The organism is Sporosarcina sp. SG10008 (assembly GCF_044569405.1).
Classification (GTDB): domain Bacteria; phylum Bacillota; class Bacilli; order Bacillales_A; family Planococcaceae; genus Sporosarcina; species Sporosarcina psychrophila.
Window position 1 is genome coordinate 376,676 of sequence record NZ_CP172607.1, and the last position, 17,176, is coordinate 393,851.

15 protein-coding genes and 1 riboswitch are annotated in these 17,176 nt (G+C 41.2%); all 15 genes read left to right on the plus strand.

What is annotated here, in order from left to right; all coding sequences use genetic code 11:
• Positions 1 to 25 precede the first annotated feature (25 nt).
• The 15 genes from ACGLYD_RS01920 (at position 26) to ACGLYD_RS01990 (ending at position 17,088) form a co-directional block, all read left to right on the plus strand.
• Positions 26 to 1,051 (plus strand): methionine ABC transporter ATP-binding protein, encoded by a 1,026-nt coding sequence (locus tag ACGLYD_RS01920; protein ID WP_067206317.1) that lies wholly within the window; start codon positions 26 to 28, stop codon positions 1,049 to 1,051.
• The gene (locus ACGLYD_RS01925) at positions 1,044 to 1,712 is read left to right on the plus strand and encodes a methionine ABC transporter permease (protein ID WP_067206320.1); all 669 of its coding nucleotides are present in this window, start codon (positions 1,044 to 1,046) and stop codon (positions 1,710 to 1,712) included. Before ACGLYD_RS01920 ends, ACGLYD_RS01925 begins: the two co-directional genes overlap by 8 nt.
• 70 nt (positions 1,713 to 1,782) lie before the next feature.
• Positions 1,783 to 2,643 (plus strand): MetQ/NlpA family ABC transporter substrate-binding protein, encoded by an 861-nt coding sequence (locus ACGLYD_RS01930; protein WP_340765938.1) that lies wholly within the window; start codon positions 1,783 to 1,785, stop codon positions 2,641 to 2,643.
• Positions 2,644 to 2,717: 74 nt separating this feature from the next.
• Positions 2,718 to 3,554, plus strand: coding sequence for a MetQ/NlpA family ABC transporter substrate-binding protein (locus ACGLYD_RS01935; RefSeq protein ID WP_067206326.1), 837 nt, complete (start codon positions 2,718 to 2,720; stop codon positions 3,552 to 3,554).
• 149 nt (positions 3,555 to 3,703) lie between these two features.
• Positions 3,704 to 4,927, plus strand: a complete 1,224-nt coding sequence (locus tag ACGLYD_RS01940; RefSeq protein WP_399631077.1) for a dicarboxylate/amino acid:cation symporter — start codon at positions 3,704 to 3,706, stop codon at positions 4,925 to 4,927.
• A gap of 248 nt (positions 4,928 to 5,175) precedes the next feature.
• Positions 5,176 to 5,955 (plus strand): Fe-S cluster assembly ATPase SufC, encoded by a 780-nt coding sequence (gene sufC, locus ACGLYD_RS01945; RefSeq protein ID WP_067206330.1) that lies wholly within the window; start codon positions 5,176 to 5,178, stop codon positions 5,953 to 5,955.
• A gap of 19 nt (positions 5,956 to 5,974) precedes the next feature.
• Positions 5,975 to 7,282, plus strand: a complete 1,308-nt coding sequence (gene sufD / locus ACGLYD_RS01950) for a Fe-S cluster assembly protein SufD (protein ID WP_067206333.1) — start codon at positions 5,975 to 5,977, stop codon at positions 7,280 to 7,282.
• Positions 7,282 to 8,511, plus strand: a complete 1,230-nt coding sequence (locus tag ACGLYD_RS01955) for a cysteine desulfurase (RefSeq protein WP_067206336.1) — start codon at positions 7,282 to 7,284, stop codon at positions 8,509 to 8,511. The genes sufD and ACGLYD_RS01955 overlap by 1 nt, the downstream gene beginning before the upstream one ends.
• Positions 8,501 to 8,941 carry a Fe-S cluster assembly sulfur transfer protein SufU gene (gene sufU, locus ACGLYD_RS01960; protein WP_067206339.1) on the plus strand — a complete coding sequence of 147 codons (441 nt, stop codon included), beginning with the start codon at positions 8,501 to 8,503 and terminating at the stop codon, positions 8,939 to 8,941. Before ACGLYD_RS01955 ends, sufU begins: the two co-directional genes overlap by 11 nt.
• Positions 8,942 to 8,963: 22 nt before the next feature.
• A complete protein-coding gene (sufB, locus tag ACGLYD_RS01965; RefSeq protein WP_067206342.1) occupies positions 8,964 to 10,361 on the plus strand; it encodes a Fe-S cluster assembly protein SufB in 1,398 nt (465 codons plus the stop codon).
• Between the two features lie 904 nt (positions 10,362 to 11,265).
• Positions 11,266 to 12,129 carry a DUF72 domain-containing protein gene (locus ACGLYD_RS01970; protein WP_187046907.1) on the plus strand — a complete coding sequence of 288 codons (864 nt, stop codon included), beginning with the start codon at positions 11,266 to 11,268 and terminating at the stop codon, positions 12,127 to 12,129.
• Positions 12,129 to 12,953, plus strand: a complete 825-nt coding sequence (locus tag ACGLYD_RS01975) for a sulfite exporter TauE/SafE family protein (RefSeq protein WP_067206346.1) — start codon at positions 12,129 to 12,131, stop codon at positions 12,951 to 12,953. The genes ACGLYD_RS01970 and ACGLYD_RS01975 overlap by 1 nt, the downstream gene beginning before the upstream one ends.
• A 3-nt stretch (positions 12,954 to 12,956) precedes the next feature.
• Complete coding sequence (locus ACGLYD_RS01980; protein ID WP_067206348.1) at positions 12,957 to 14,333, plus strand: bifunctional UDP-sugar hydrolase/5'-nucleotidase; 1,377 nt, start codon at positions 12,957 to 12,959, stop codon at positions 14,331 to 14,333.
• A 41-nt stretch (positions 14,334 to 14,374) separates the two neighbouring features.
• Positions 14,375 to 15,136 (plus strand): sporulation protein YunB, encoded by a 762-nt coding sequence (gene yunB / locus ACGLYD_RS01985; protein ID WP_067206351.1) that lies wholly within the window; start codon positions 14,375 to 14,377, stop codon positions 15,134 to 15,136.
• 55 nt (positions 15,137 to 15,191) lie between these two features.
• A riboswitch (Lysine riboswitch) is annotated at positions 15,192 to 15,373 on the plus strand.
• Positions 15,374 to 15,516: 143 nt separating this feature from the next.
• The gene (locus ACGLYD_RS01990) at positions 15,517 to 17,088 is read left to right on the plus strand and encodes a Na+/H+ antiporter NhaC family protein (protein WP_187046909.1); all 1,572 of its coding nucleotides are present in this window, start codon (positions 15,517 to 15,519) and stop codon (positions 17,086 to 17,088) included.
• Positions 17,089 to 17,176: the final 88 nt, after the last annotated feature.

The window sequence follows — 17,176 nt, forward strand, 5'->3', positions numbered from 1 at the left end:
AAACAATTTTTCTGAGGTGAAAAAAATGATTTATTTAACGGATATAAATAAACGATACGGTGAAGGGCCAGGCAGTATTTCAGCAGTCGAAAATGTATCGCTTGAAATTACTGACGGTGAGATTTTTGGAGTCATCGGCTATAGTGGGGCAGGAAAAAGTACGTTGATTCGACTACTGAACGGTCTTGAAATGCCAACGTCAGGTAGCGTTAAAATAGGAAGTCTAGAAATATCAGCAATTAAAGGGAAAGAGCTAAGGGAAGCACGACAAAAAGTGAGTATGATTTTCCAACACTTTAACTTACTGTGGTCTAGAACAGTGAAGGAGAATATCGCTTTCCCTCTTGAAATCGCGGGTGTACGAAAAGCCGAGCGTGATAAGAAAGTGGCGGAACTGATTGAATTAGTTGGTTTGGCTGGTCGTGAAAATGCATATCCATCCGAATTGTCTGGAGGTCAGAAACAGCGCGTAGGGATTGCTCGTGCGCTTGCAAACGACCCTGAAGTCCTTCTTTGTGACGAAGCGACTTCAGCCCTTGATCCAGAAACAACGGATTCAATACTAGACCTTCTAACAGGAATTAATGAACGACTTGGACTGACAATTGTGCTTATCACACATGAAATGCACGTTATCCGGAAAATTTGCCACAGAGTTGCAGTTATGGAGGCAGGGAAAGTTGTTGAGTTGGGAGATGTCCTGGATGTGTTCCAATCACCGAAGGAACCGATCACAAAGCGGTTTGTCTCTCAAGTGACGGAACCCGTGGAGGCGAAGCAGGCAATGGCGCATATTAAGGAAGAATTTCCTGCCGGCACGCTTATCAAGCTTGTATTTGTAGGGGAGCGGACAGAACAACCTGTGCTCGCAAGTCTTATTCGGAAATTCACTGTCGATGTGAATATCGTGCAGGGAAACATATCCCATACACATGGCGGGGCATACGGCACACTGATACTTCAGCTGCTTGGAGATTCCTCAATCATTGAGGAAGCAATTCAATACCTCAATGAAAATGATGTTCAGACGGAGGTGATCGGTAATGATTGAAAACCTTTTTCCGAATGTCGACTGGACTAAAATGTGGGAAGCAACAGTGGAAACACTCTATATGACTGCGGTTTCTACATTGTTCACTTTAGTTATTGGGTTAGGACTTGGAATTTTACTCTTCCTATCTAGTCCCGGTCAACTTTGGTCGAATAAGTTGGTCAATATTATATCAGGAGCATTCGTCAATATTTTTAGATCCATTCCGTTTATCATATTAATCATTTTACTTATTCCGTTTACGAAATTTCTTCTTGGTACAATCCGCGGACCGGATGCAGCGATGCCGGCACTTATTATTGGGGCGGCTCCGTTTTATGCAAGAATGGTGTTGATTGCATTACAGGAAATTGATAAAGGTGTAATTGAAGCTTCGAAGTCAATGGGAGCGAAAACGAGAACGATTATTTTTAAAGTTCTTATACCGGAATCGATGCCTGCACTTATTTCAGGAATTACTGTAACAGCGATTGCACTCGTCGGGTACACTGCTATGGCTGGGATTATCGGAGCAGGTGGACTTGGGACTCTTGCATACTTAGATGGATTCCAGCGTAGCCGGGAAGACGTTACACTTGCTGCAACAATCCTTATTTTAATTATCGTTTTCATCATTCAATTCATCGGGGATTTTGCGGTGAGGAAATTCGACAAGAGATAATAGTTAGTACAGTAATATCAGGCCAAGCCTGTAAATTATATAAAAACATAGAAAAAGGGGAGAAAAAATCATGAAAAAGCTTTTAGGGGGAATAGTATTAGCAGTACTTGTATTGGCATTGGTAGCTTGCGGAGCGAAAAATGACAGCGATGATAAAAGTACAAGTGGGGAAGACAAAGCTGACAAAGAAACTGTTGAAGAAACGGAAATTGTCATTGGTGCATCTAACACACCGCACGCAATCATTTTAGAAAAGGCAGCACCGATATTGAAAGAAAAAGGAATCGAACTTGTCATTGAAACATACCAAGACTATATTTTGCCAAATAAAGATCTTGAATCAGGCGAATTGGATGCGAACTTCTTCCAGCACATTCCTTATTTAGATCAACAAGTAATTGACCACGGTTATAAGTTTGCGAATGCAGGAGCTATCCATATCGAACCGATGGCTGTTTACTCGACGAAATATAAATCAATTGATGAACTTCCAGACGGTGCAGTTATTATTTTTAGTAACTCAGTAGCTGAACATGGCCGTGTCCTTTCTTTGTTAGAGTCAGCTGGGTTAATCAAATTGGCTGACGGAGTAGATAAAGTAACAGCTGAAGTGAAAGACATTGTTGACAACCCTAAAAATCTGGAATTTGATGCGAATTACGAACCATCACTTTTACCACAATTGTATAAAAATGATGAAGGCGATGCAGTAGTTATCAACGCAAACTATGCAATCGATGCAGGTTTGAATCCACTTGACGATTCTATCGCGATTGAAGAGACAGAGTCGCCATATGCAAACATCATCACAGTAAGAGAAGGCGATGAAAATACTGAAGCAATTAAGACTTTGGTTGACGTGTTGAAATCGAAAGAAATCCAAGACTTCATTCTCGAAGAGTGGGGCGGCGACGTCATTCCTGTGAAGTGATTTGATGATGAAAGTGGACAACTATCTTTACCCATCACCTAGATTGTCATCTTAGAAAAAAGGGAGATTATGAAATGAAGAAATTTCTAACAGGTGTTTTATTAGCAGTACTGATACTCGCGCTTGCAGCTTGCGGAACAAAAAACACTAGCGGCAGCAATAATGTAGGCGAAAAAGAAACAACTAAGATTGTTGTCGGAGCTTCCAATACACCGCATTCGATCATTCTAGAACAAGCAAAACCATTGTTGAAGGAAAAAGGTTATGACCTTCAAATCGAAACATATCAAGACTATGTGTTGCCGAATAAAGATCTTGAATCCAGCGAACTCGATGCAAACTACTTTCAGCATATTCCTTATCTCGAATTACAAATTGAAGATGCGGGATATGACTTTGTAAATGCAGGCGGCATTCATATTGAGCCAATCGGCGTTTATTCGAAAAAGTATAAATCACTTGATGAACTTCCAGATGGTGCGACGATTTTAATGAGTAGCTCTATTTCTGATCACGGACGAGTGCTTGCGATGCTTGAATCAAAAGGGCTTATCAAACTTGACGAAAGTATAGATAAAACAGCTGCTGAACTGAAAGATATCGTTGAAAACCCTAAAAACATCAAATTTGACGCAAACTATGAGCCGGGATTAATGCCGCAGCTTTACTCAAATGATGAAGGCGATGCATTGCTGATCAACTCGAACTTTGCAATCGATGCGGGTTTAAATCCGATTAAAGATTCTATTGCTATCGAAGACGCGGATTCACCTTATGTAAATATCATCGCTGTAAGAAAAGGTGATGAAGATAAAGATTCGATCAAAGCTTTGATTGAAGTATTGAAGTCAAAAGAAATTCAAGACTTTATTTTAAAAGAATGGGATGGCACAGTCGTTCCGGTAAAATAAGTATGAAGAAAACTCCGCCGAAGATTTTGAACTCGGTGGAGTTTTCTTTTTTCCAATAGATGTTAATCACAAATAGATGTTCCAATAGCAAAAATATTATGGTATTGTTGTCTCTTAAATACATATATTTATCATAGGGGGATATGGTTTTGAAGTTCAAAATTGGTCTAATATGGCGTATCGTTATTGCCATTGGATTAGCAATTGTACTCGGTGTACTTCTACCGAAGATACCGACAATCGGAGCAGCCTTTACGGACTGGTTTGTCAGTCTTGCCGCAACATTTAATATGATTTTTGGAGGTTTCCTGAACTTTATAGTGCCTCTAATCATTATTGCGTTCATCACGCCCGGAATCGCTAAGCTTGGCAAGGGATCTGGTAAGCTCCTTGGACTGGCAACAGCATTTGCATATATATCTACAATTGTAGCTGGTATTATTGCATATTTTTCGGCAACAGCATTATTGCCAGGATTTATCGGAAGTCTTGGAGACGGCAAGGTAGAAAAAGCAGGTCGAGCTGCCGCGGAATCCTTTTTTGAACTTGAAATGACACCGATTATGGGTGTTATGTCAGCGCTCCTTCTCGCATTCGTACTAGGTATAGGTATGGCATCCATTGGTAGTAAGGCAATGCTCTCTGTATTCGAGGAATTGAATGTTCTAATAGAAAAGGTGATTGCATTCGTTATCATTCCGCTGTTACCATTCCATATTTTCGGGATTTTTCTAAATATGACATATACCGGTGAAGTTGCGAAGGTTCTTTCCGTGTTTGCGCTGGTATTCGTTATGATTATCGTTCTTCATTTCATCATGCTAACGATTCAATATACGATTGCTGGTTCTCTTTCAAAACGCAATCCGTTTTTCTTGATGAAAACGATGGCACCTGCCTATTTCACTGCACTAGGGACACAATCGTCTGCAGCGACTATCCCGGTTACGTTAAGTCAAGCACGTAAAACAGGTGCGTCGGACAAGGTGACTGATTTCACGATTCCACTTTTCGCGACAATTCACCTATCGGGAAGTACAATCACACTTGTATCATGTTCAATCGGTGTCATGCTTATGAATGGAATGCCAGTTGAATTCAGTGATTATCTTCCATTCATCTTCATGCTAGGTGTTGCAATGATTGCAGCTCCTGGAGTCCCAGGAGGTGCAGTAGTAGCGGCAACTGGACTACTCGTTTCGATGCTAGGTTTTGATCAGACGATGGTTGCACTTATGATTGCACTTTATATGGCACAAGACAGCTTCGGAACAGCAACGAACGTCACAGGTGATGGCGCACTCGCTATTATCGTTGACAGATTCACGGATAGTGACGATACTAAAACAAATTTAGAGCCAGATCAATACTAATAATTCGAGTTTGAACCGGTACATTACGTGCCGGTTTTTTGAATTGTGTGGTTTCTCATTAAAACTGGATAATTGAAAATGAGCGAAGTCTAGAAGAATGTATGCATACAAGTCTTGAATTAAGGGCATTCCTTTCAAATGAAACGATTCTCAATGATTTGCAAGGCAATGCTTATTACGTTAAGATTAGAATGATACTAAATTGAGAATGGATATCCGTTCATCTTTAATATATTGGAGGTATTGGAATGGCTACTTTAGAAATTAAAGACCTTCACGTTGAAATTGAAGGCAAGGAAATATTGAAAGGCGTCGATTTGACGATTAATACAAATGAGATCCATGCAATCATGGGTCCAAATGGTACAGGTAAATCTACACTCGCGCAAGCGATTATGGGGCATCCCAAATATGTTGTGACATCTGGCACAATCAAACTTGATGGTGAAGATGTACTTGAAATGGCAGTGGACGAGCGCGCTAGAGCGGGTATCTTCCTTGGCATGCAATATCCAAGCGAAATTACAGGCGTAACAAACGCTGACTTCCTTCGTTCTGCAATCAATGCTAAACGTGAAGAAGGCGACGAAATTTCATTGATGAAATTCATCCGTGAACTCGACAGCAAAATGGAATTCCTTGAAATGGACGAAGACATGGCTACACGTTACTTAAACGAAGGTTTCTCAGGTGGAGAAAAGAAACGTAACGAAATTCTTCAGCTTACAATGTTGAAGCCTAAATTTGCAGTGCTTGATGAAATTGACTCCGGTCTTGATATCGATGCATTGAAAGTTGTTTCAAAAGGCATCAACGAAATGCGTGGCGAAGATTTTGGTTGCCTAATCATCACTCATTACCAACGTCTTCTTGACTATATTACACCAGACAAAGTTCACGTTATGATGCAAGGTAAAGTTGTTAAATCCGGTGGAGCTGAATTAGCACATAAACTTGAAGAACAAGGATATGACTGGATTAAAGAAGAACTTGGCATCGAAGACGAAACTGTCGGGCAGGAAGTTTAAGAAAGGAGGACGATTCAAAATGACGGTTGAAACAAAGTTGGCATTAACCGAACAGGACGTCCGTTCCTATTCCGCTAAGATGAATGAAGCAGATTGGATGGCGGATTTCCGCGCAGACGCATTAGTGAGAGCGGAACAGCTTCCAATGCCAAGACCAGATAAAACGAAAATTGACAAATGGAACTTTACGGAATTCCCTGCCCATACGGTAGAGAGTACTGTGTATGCTTCCTTGGACGAGCTTTCTGAAGAAGCGCGTGCACTTGTTGATAAAGAGCAACAGAACAGTATTTATGTACAGCACAACAACACACCAGCTTACTTGTTTTTATCTGAAGAGTTGAAAGCTAAAGGTGTCATCATGACAGATATTTTCACAGCATCACGTGAACATAGTGATCTTATGAAAAAATATTTCATGACAGACGGTGTGAAGGTAGACGAGCATAAACTGACTGCACTTCATGCAGCACTTATAAACGGCGGCGTTTTCGTATATGTTCCGAAAAATGTTGTTGTAGAAGAGCCAATTCAAGTGTTGTTTTTACATGATGATGAACAAGCTTCACTCTTTAACCACGTTCTTATTGTGGCAGAAGCGAATAGTTCAGTGACGTATGTCGAGAACTATTTATCGACTGTAGAAGAAGCAAAAGGATTAGCTAATATCGTATCTGAAGTATTCACAGGTGATAATGCACAAATTACTTACGGTGCGGTTGATGTACTTGCGAAAGGATTTACAACTTATGTGAATCGTCGTGGAGTTACAGGACGCGATAGCCGAATTGATTGGGCACTTGGACTGATGAATGACAGTGATACGATTTCTGAAAATATCACGCATCTTGTTGGTAACGGATCTCATTGCGACATGAAGACAGTTGTTGTTGGACGCGGTAAACAGCGCCAAAACTTCACAACTGAAATCGTTCACTGGGGAACGGATACAGAAGGATTCATCTTGAAACACGGTGTTGTTAAAGAAGAATCTACATGTATCTTTAACGGTATCGGAAGAATCGCAAAAGGTGCAACAAGAGCGAACGCTGTCCAAGAGTCACGCGTCCTTATGTTAAGTGAAAGGGCACGCGGAGACGCAAATCCAATCCTTCTTATCGACGAAGACGATGTAACAGCAGGACACGCGGCATCTGTTGGTCGTGTTGATCCACTGCAACTATTTTACTTGATGAGCCGTGGGATTACTCAACATGAAGCAGAACGCCTTGTCATTCATGGTTTCCTTGCGCCTGTAGTCAGCAAATTGCCGATTGAAGGCGTTAAGAAACAATTGACGGAGGTTATCGAAAGGAAAGTGCGCTAATGCTCAGTACAGACATCCGCAAACATTTCCCTATATTGGACCAAGAGATAAACGGGCATCCGCTCGTTTATCTAGATAGTGCTGCGACTTCTCAAAAGCCGCGCCAAGTAATAGAAGCAATAAGCAATTATTATAGCTTTGATAATTCAAACGTCCACCGTGGTGTGCATACGCTTGGTAATCGTGCGACGGAAGGGTATGAAGGAGCGCGCGAGAAAGTGCGCAACTTCATCAATGCGAAGTCGACTGAAGAAATCATATTCATGCGCGGTACGACAACGGCTTTAAATACAGTTGCACAAAGTTATGGACGGGCGAATGTCGGTGAAGGTGATGAAATCGTCATCACATACATGGAGCATCATTCAAACATTATTCCATGGCAACAGCTGGCAAAAGAAAAAGGGGCAGTGTTGAAGTACGTCGACCTTGAGGAAGACGGCACACTATCACTTGAAAAAGTCCGAGAAGTTGTTACAGACCGGACCAAAATCGTGTCCATCATGTACGTATCAAACGTACTTGGTACGATGAATCCAGTTAAAGAAATTGCAGAAATTGCACATGCACATGGAGCTGTTATGGTTGTCGATGGTGCGCAAGCTGCTCCGCATCTGAAAATCGATGTACAGAAACTAGATTGTGACTTTTTCGCTTTTTCGGGACATAAGATGTGCGGTCCTACCGGTATCGGTGTTCTGTACGGTAAAAAAGATTTACTTAACAAAATGGAGCCGGTCGAGTTCGGCGGCGAAATGATTGATTTCGTTGGTTTGTATGAATCGACATGGAAAGAGCTTCCTTGGAAGTTTGAAGGCGGTACGCCGATAATTGCAGGTGCAATTGGTTTAGGCGCAGCAATCGACTTTCTTGAAGAAATCGGGCTAGATAACATTGAACGGCATGAACACGAACTTGCTAAATATGCAATGGAACGGATGTCGGAAATCGATGGACTTAAGATTTACGGTCCACTCGATCCTGAGAAACGTGCCGGACTTGTTACTTTTAATCTGAACGATGTCCATCCACATGACGTTGCAACCGTGCTCGATATGCATGGTATTGCCGTCAGAGCAGGTCACCACTGTGCTCAGCCGCTTATGAAATGGCTCAATGTATCATCCACGGCACGCGCAAGCTTCTATATTTATAATACGGAAGCTGACGTTGACCGCCTCGTGGACGGACTCCGTATCGCAAAGGAGTATTTCGCAGATGTCTACTAACAAATTAGATCAGTTATATCGTTCGGTCATCATGGACCATTATAAAAACCCTAGAAATAAAGGCGTCATCGAAGAAAGTAGCATAACTGTCGATATGAATAATCCGACATGTGGCGATGTGATCCATCTGACTTTACAAATAGATGATGGCATTGTTCAAAATGCAAAATTCGAAGGCGATGGCTGTTCAATTTCAATGGCATCTGCGTCGATGATGACGCAGATTGTTAAAGGTAAAAAAGTGGATGAAGCATTAAAAGCGGCCTCTATCTTTTCTGACATGATGCTGGGCAAAGATGTTGACGACTCCATCGACCTAGGTGATATTGAAGCACTTGCGGGAGTATCGAAATTTCCTGCCCGTATTAAATGTGCAACATTGGCATGGAAGGCGATGGAAAAGGGAGTCGGAAATGACTCCGAACAGTAACTAAAAGGACGGAGGAATAGTAATGGCTAAAAAAATGCCGGATATCGGCGATTACAAATATGGGTTTGCTGACAAAGACGTTTCCATTTTCCGTTCGGAACGTGGTTTGACAAAGGAAATCGTTGAAGAAATTTCAGGTATGAAGAACGAACCTCAATGGATGCTTGACTACCGCCTGAAATCATTGGAAATGTTCTACAAAATGCCAATGCCACAATGGGGTGGAGATCTAAACTCCCTTAAATTTGACGAGATTACTTACTATGTTAAACCTTCTGAAGGGGCGGAACGCTCTTGGGATGAAGTACCAGAAGAAATCAAGCGTACGTTTGATAAACTTGGTATTCCTGAAGCTGAACAAAAATACCTTGCAGGTGTTTCTGCACAATACGAATCTGAAGTTGTTTACCATAATATGAAACAAGAACTTGTCGACCTTGGAATTGTGTTTAAAGATACAGATTCAGCACTAAAGGAAGACGAAGAACTGTTCAAAAAGTATTGGGGAACAATCATTCCAAACTCAGATAACAAGTTCGCTGCATTGAACTCGGCTGTATGGTCAGGCGGTTCGTTCATCTATGTACCACCGGGCGTTAAAGTTGAAACTCCACTTCAAGCCTATTTCCGTATTAACTCGGAAAACATGGGTCAGTTCGAGCGTACTATGATTATTGTTGATGAAGGAGCAAGCGTCCATTACGTTGAAGGATGTACTGCACCTGTTTATACAACGAATTCACTTCACAGTGCTGTCGTTGAAATCATTGTTAAAAAAGATGCGTATTGCCGTTATACAACAATCCAAAACTGGGCAAATAACGTTTACAATCTTGTAACGAAGCGTGCAGTTTGTGACGCAAACGCAACAATGGAATGGATTGACGGGAACATCGGCTCTAAATTGACGATGAAATATCCTGCAATCATTCTTAAAGGCGAAGGCGCACGTGGTATGACACTTTCTATCGCACTAGCAGGAAAAGGTCAGCATCAGGATGCTGGAGCGAAAATGCATCACCTTGCACCAAATACGTCTTCTACAATCGTGTCGAAATCAATTTCACAACACGGTGGTAAAGTAACGTATCGCGGAATCGTTCACTTTGGACGTAAAGCAGATGGCGCACGCGCGAACATCGAGTGTGACACGCTGATTATGGATGACTTGTCGACATCTGACACGATTCCATATAACGAAATCCTGAATGATAACATTTCACTTGAACATGAAGCGAAAGTTTCTAAAGTATCAGAAGAACAGCTCTTCTACTTGATGAGCCGCGGAGTTCCTGAACTTGAAGCAACTGAAATGATCGTTATGGGCTTCATCGAACCATTCACAAAAGAATTGCCGATGGAATATGCTGTAGAAATGAACCGTCTTATCAAGTTTGAGATGGAAGGTTCAATCGGGTAATTATCATATCGAAAAAACCGGCCACTAGGGTCGGTTTTTTCGTCTTTACATATATTTGGCCACACCTGTTGATTAACCAAAGTAACCAGTGAATAACAGGATTACCTACTACGCGCTACGTGTATAATTGACTTTGGAACGCTTTGGATAGAATGACTTCTATACGATTACCGAGATGTCTGGATGTGTAGGGATGCGACAAAGTCGCATCCCTACACACTCTTTTCGGTGATCGTATGGTGGTCCTTCAACCGTCGCGCTCCAAATGCATGAATACACGAAGTGCTAAAGCTTTTTGGGACGAAAGAATAGCGGGGCTTATTATCTGGAGAAAAAGCCGCCAAAGATGCAATTTTGGCGGCTGAAAATTTCTATATAGTTTTTTCTTTTTTTAGTAAAGAAGTGTCACTTTCTATAAGGTATCACATGATTACATGCATACTCTTTGCTAAAAGTAAGCAAGGAGCACATTGTACAATGTGCAAGAGTGCCCGAAATTGCATCTTCGGGCACTTACAATCACTATAGAAAGTCAACTATTCGTTTCATTCAAACATAACTGCACTTTTCACTCGAACATTGTAGGAACGCGACAGGCAAGTATTCACAACAAGATTACTGAAAAAAGTGTAACTAGAAGTGACGGAGTCACTTCTAGTTACACTAGGCCCCCCTCAGTAAATCTGTCATGAATAATTCACCGAAAGCGAACCGAAAATGATCCAGTGAAAATGGATTTTCCCAAGCCCTACTCACCAATATTTCATGCAAATAAATGGTTAATCAACAGACGTGATATTCGGCACTACTTATTTAGAATTAACTAGGTGGTATACTTCATCAAATCTGTTGTCTAAATATGTTAATATAGATAGTACCGATTCATTTGAAAGGAGGCAGAGGAATGATCCAAATCGGATTAACCGGTTGGGGTGACCATCCGGACGTATATAACTCTTCCTCTTCGAAGAAAGAAAAATTAATTGATTATAGTGCACACTTTCCAATCGTCGAACTGGATGCTACTTTTTATGCCATTCAGCCGGAGCGTAATATTCGCAAATGGATTAAAGAAACGCCAGATAACTTCCGATTCATTGTCAAGGCTTACCAGGGTATGACTGGGCATCATCGGGGTGAACTCCCGTATGCATCTGTGGATGAAATGTACAATCTTTTCCGGCTATCGGTTACACCACTTCAAGAAGCAGGCAAACTCGCGATGATTCTTGTCCAATTCCCTCCATGGTTTGACTGTACAAAAGAGAATGTTGAGGAAATTCGCTTCGTTTGCGCTAAATTGCATGGATTCGATATCGCCGTTGAATTTAGGCATCAGTCATGGTATTCACCCAAATTTCAACTAGAAACTCTGTCTTTTTTGAAGAAACTGAACGTAATTCACTCGGTGTGCGATGAACCGCAAGCAGGGCAGGGGAGTATTCCACTAATAGCAAATACCACTCGTCCGGATAAGGTTCTTGTTAGATTGCACGGCCGTAATGTAGCAGGGTGGCGCAACACTACGGGTGATGATAAAGCATGGCGTAAAGTTAGATATCTGTATAACTACAATGACACTGAGCTGAAGGAGATTCAATCAGCTGTTCAAAAATTAAAACAAGAAACGAATGAGGTTTTCGTCATTTTTAACAATAATTCCGGCGGACATGCAGCACAAAACGCGAAACATTTTCAAAAAATGCTCAATATCAACTACGAAAGTCTGACGCCGAAGCAGCTTGACTTTTTTGAAGGAGAATTTTGATGGAATTTATTTTATTGGCCGTTATCGGTCTAGCATCTGGAATTGTTGGGGCACTTGTCGGATTAGGTGGTGGTATCATTCTGGTGCCAGCAACACTTTACGTTGGCATTAACCTTGGCTTAATCGATGGAATTACACCGCAAACCGTCGTTGGGCTATCTGTTATTATGATGATCTTTACGGGCTTGGCGTCGACAATTTCCTATATGAAGACAAAAACAATTGATTTCAAAAGTGGGTTCATCTTTTTCTTAGGAAGTGTTCCCGGGACACTTATCGGTGCATTTGTGAATAAAGGACTTGACCTGCCATCATTCAATCTCTATTTTGGTATTTTACTTATTCTATTATCGACGCTTCTTCTGGTACGTAAATATTTGAAACCGGTCAGCTGGTTTGTCAATCACGGCAAAAAAAGAACTTTCACGGATAATACAGATCAGACTTTTATTTATGGGTACCCTGTTTGGTTTGCATTATTGCTGACATTTGGCGTCGGATTTGCATCGGGTCTTTTCGGCATCGGAGGAGGTTCAATCCTCGTACCAGCGATGATTCTACTCTTCTTATTCCCACCGCATGTCGCAGTCGGTACATCTATGTTCATGGTGTTTTTATCAGCTCTCGTCAATTCAATCACGCATATTTCTCTTGGCAATGTACCGTGGCTTTATACGATTCCAGTCATTCCAGCAGCTTATATCGGGGCTAAAATAGGTGCTCGGTTAAATCAAAAGATGAAATCGGAAACGCTTGTTGTTGCACTGCGAATTATCCTGCTCTTACTAGGAATCAGATCGATTATTGACGGACTTATGGGGTGACATATGAATCACAAGGTTGAAACAATTCATTTCTATCATACAAATGATATCCACAGTCATTTTGAAAGCTGGCCGCAAATTAGTAGGCTTCTTTGTGACAAAAAGCGCGAGCATTTAATAGAAGGAGATGCTTGTTATCATTTTGACATCGGAGATCACGTTGATCGTTCTCATCCATTTACGGAAGGGACGAAAGGTCAAGGAAACATCCGATTGTTGAATGAAGCAGGCTATGATGCGGTAACAATCGGCAACAACGAAGGAATTACCATGTCGAAAGAGGCTTTATCTACTCTTTATAAGGATGCCAAGTTCGATGTCATTCTAAGTAATTTATACGAAGAAGATGGTAGTCGTCCAAAATGGTTGTTACCTTATAGAATCTACGTTACTGAGCAAGGGACAAGAATTGGTGTTATAGGAGCTACTGCAGAATATAAAGCCTTCTATTTGAAGCTCGGCTGGCAAGTGACGGCGCCTCGCCAAAATTTAAAGCTTGTTGCTGAAAGCATTGCTGCTGAGACGGATGTAATTGTTTGTCTATCACATATGGGAATCCATGAAGATGAAAAGCTTGCAGAAGAATGTTCAGAAATCGATGTCATTTTAGGCGCGCATACGCATCATCTATTTCATGACGGCAAATTGATTGGTAATACACTTTTGGCTGCAACAGGTAAATACGGTGAGTATGTTGGTCATGTAACCGTGAAATTTAACACGGATGCTAAAGAACTTTTACAAATGGATGCGGAACTTGTCAGGACAGATTCGATTGAAAGCAATGAAAAAGATATTGAAAAAGTAAATGATCTAATCAAAATAGGAAAGCAGGCAATGGAGGAACAAGTTTTTTATAATCCTTCTCACTTATCTCAAAATCTATTTGATGTTAGTTCGCTGTCCTCTTTCTTTGGTAGAGCGCTCATTGCGTATTCTCAAGCGGATTGTGCCATGTTTAACGCAGGAATATTTCTAGGTAGTCTCGAAAAGGGGTGGGTGACAAAAGAGGATTTACATTCACTTCTACCTCATCCAATCAATTTATGTCTCATTACACTCGATGGATCAGAATTGAAAGAAGTCTATGAGCTGTCATTAACGAAAGAGTGGCCGCAAATTGAAATCAAAGGACTTGGTTTCCGTGGCTCGTTAATGGGTGCGATGATTCATGAAAGACTTTATAAAAATAGAAATGATCAGCTTTTTGCGGGCAATCGGGAGGTTGTATCAGGTCAAAAATATACACTTGCAACACTGGATATGTTTACTTTCGGTTTTTTCTTTCCATCGCTTAAACATGCAGAAATAGAGTACTATATGCCTGAATTAATCAGGGATGTGCTTGGTTGGTACGGAACCACACTAATTAAAGAATGAACGACTACCTTCCTGCATAACGTATAGTAGGAGGAGTCGTCTTGAGATTTCACGGCCAAGTTACTAGAAAATCCAGGAAGAAAAAACGCAAATTGTTACCCCTTCTTATTCCTGCAATTCTTATCGCAATTGCCCTTTTTATTTACATTATTAATGCAAGGCTTGCCCCAATTTATATTCAATATGCAGAGGTACAGACAGAAAAAATCGCGGCCCATGTTATCAATAAAGCCATCAATTCCAGGACTGCCAATGTACTTGATGTCAATGATATCATTGTAAACGTCCCGAACGATTCTAAAGGGATGGTGAAATTCAACACTGAAATCATCAACAGAGTATTAGCGGAGACACATGGTCTTGTCGAGTCCCATCTTCAACAGGCTGAAGCGGGCAATCTAGCTTTATTACCAACAGATGAGATAGAATTTGATTCGCAAGCAATGAAACGTGAAGAGGGAATTGTCTTTTTTGTCCCTCTTGCTCAAGCGGCAAATATTCCACTACTAGGGAACTTAGGGCCTAAAATACCGATTCGTTTTCATGTCATAGGTCAAGTACAAGCGACTATAGATACAAAAATTAGTGAATTTGGTATTAACAATGCCGTTGTTGAAGTGAATATATTATTAACAGTAAATGTCCAAATCATTGTCCCACTTGCAACAAAGCAAAGTGTAGTGACACAGAAGATTCCGGTAGCTATGGGACTAATTCAATCAACAGTACCTCAAATCTATACGACTGGTGGTGGGGATCCGCCATCGGTCGAAGTTCCAGCCCCTCCCGCGATAGAGGAATGAAAAGGGACTTGAAAATGGTGTGGATAACTGATAGGCTAGTAGAGGATTGAAATATCGATTGGGTAGAGGCTGCATTGCTTATTAGTCACACACGCGAGATTGACACCGATGACCGTGTGTAAAAGGAAGCTTTGCCGAAGTTTGGTAAGATCGTCGGGATCTATCAGGCTGGGGTTATTCCGAATAGGGATAACACTGTCATACATTTTTGAACATGTATGATGAGCTACAAGTCGTGAGTTAGATAAGCAGTATTAGTTATCCAACAAACGAAACGTAGATAAAGCCGGCTCCTGATGCACTCTGCTGAGTGTAATTAGTAGCCGTTTTTTTATTCCCCCTATACAGGGCCTCAACCCGACTAAATGGAGGAATAGTAGATGATAGGAACATGGGTATCCATTTTACCACCACTAATCGCAATTATTATGGTGTTTGCAACTAAACGGGTGCTGTTGTCGCTCGGAGCAGGAATAGTCTCAGGTGCTCTGCTGGCGGCGTCGTTCGGACCTGTTGAATCATTAAAAAATTTATTGGAGTCAGTTAAGGCTACATTTTGGGATGGTGGACTGAATACAGGGAACATTTACATTATCCTTTTCATCCTTCTATTAGGGGTTATCACTGCATTTGTTAGTTTATCCGGTGGAAGCAGGGCATTTGCAGAATGGGCAGTGCGGCACATCAAAACAAAACGTGGTGCAAAACTGCTCACAGTATTTCTCGGTATAGCTATTTTTGTGGATGACTATTTCAATGCATTGGCAGTTGGCCAAATTGCTCGTCCGATTACAGATCAGCATCGAGTTTCAAGAGCAAAACTAGCTTATTTCATCGATTCAACCTCAGCACCGATTTGTGTCATTTCACCAATTTCAAGTTGGGGTGCCTTTTTAATAGGCCAACTTGCACTTATATTTGGTGGTGCTGCAGCGATTAGCTATTCACCACTATCTGCCTTCATTATGATGGCGCCTATGAATTTTTACGTTATTGCAACACTTGCAATGGTGTTTTTCCTTGCGTGGACCAATTTCGATCTATTCGAAATGAAGAGACATGAACAACTTGCTACAGAAACAGGTCAATTATTTGATCCTGCTAAAACAATTCCAGGTCAGTTAAAAGAAGACTTCCCAGTACACGCACATGGCCGCGTTCGGGATTTAGTCGCACCAATCGTCACACTTGTTGCAGTGACATTTGCGGTTATGATTTGGACAGGTTATTTAGCCGGCGGATCAATGAACCTTTTGTCAATTTTTGAAAATACGGATGTCTCTCTTGCATTACTGTCGGGTGGAATTATCGCCACGCTAATAGCGGTAGTATTATATATGCAACAGATGAAAAATAATGAAACGGCAAGCTATTCTCTTATTGGCAGTGCCTTTATAAATGGATTGAAAGCAATGATGCCACCTGTGCTGATTCTTATTTTTGCGTGGTCATTATCATTCCTGATAGGAAAATTGGAAACAGGCTTATATTTATCAGAGCTTGTGTTGAAATCGAATATATCGGTTTCATTCCTGCCGGTCATCATGTTTATCCTTGCTTGTATTATGGCCTTTTCGACAGGTAGCTCATGGGGGTCATTTGGTATTCTTATGCCGATTGCAGGCACCATAATGATTGACGCGGCACCGGAAATGTTACTGCCAGCACTTGCAGCAGTACTTGCGGGAGCAGTTTTCGGCGATCATGCTTCACCGATTTCTGACACAACGATTCTATCTTCTACAGGTGCAGGCTGTAACCATATAGATCACGTTGCGACACAGTTTCCTTATGCATTAATCTGTGCATTGGTGGCCACAATGGGCTATATCATCTTAGGTATCACAGGCTCCATATGGATAGGTCTAGTTGGTGTTATTGTTATTCTTGTAGTATTGTTTTCTGTTTGGACGATGAAAGCTAAAAAAGAGGCAACACAGCTGTCTTTATAATAGTAAATGATTGGAAGCGGTGAACTTTTTACCGCTTCTTTATTATGTTTAAAATAGTTTTCTAACAAAAAAATGTTTTGACAATAGT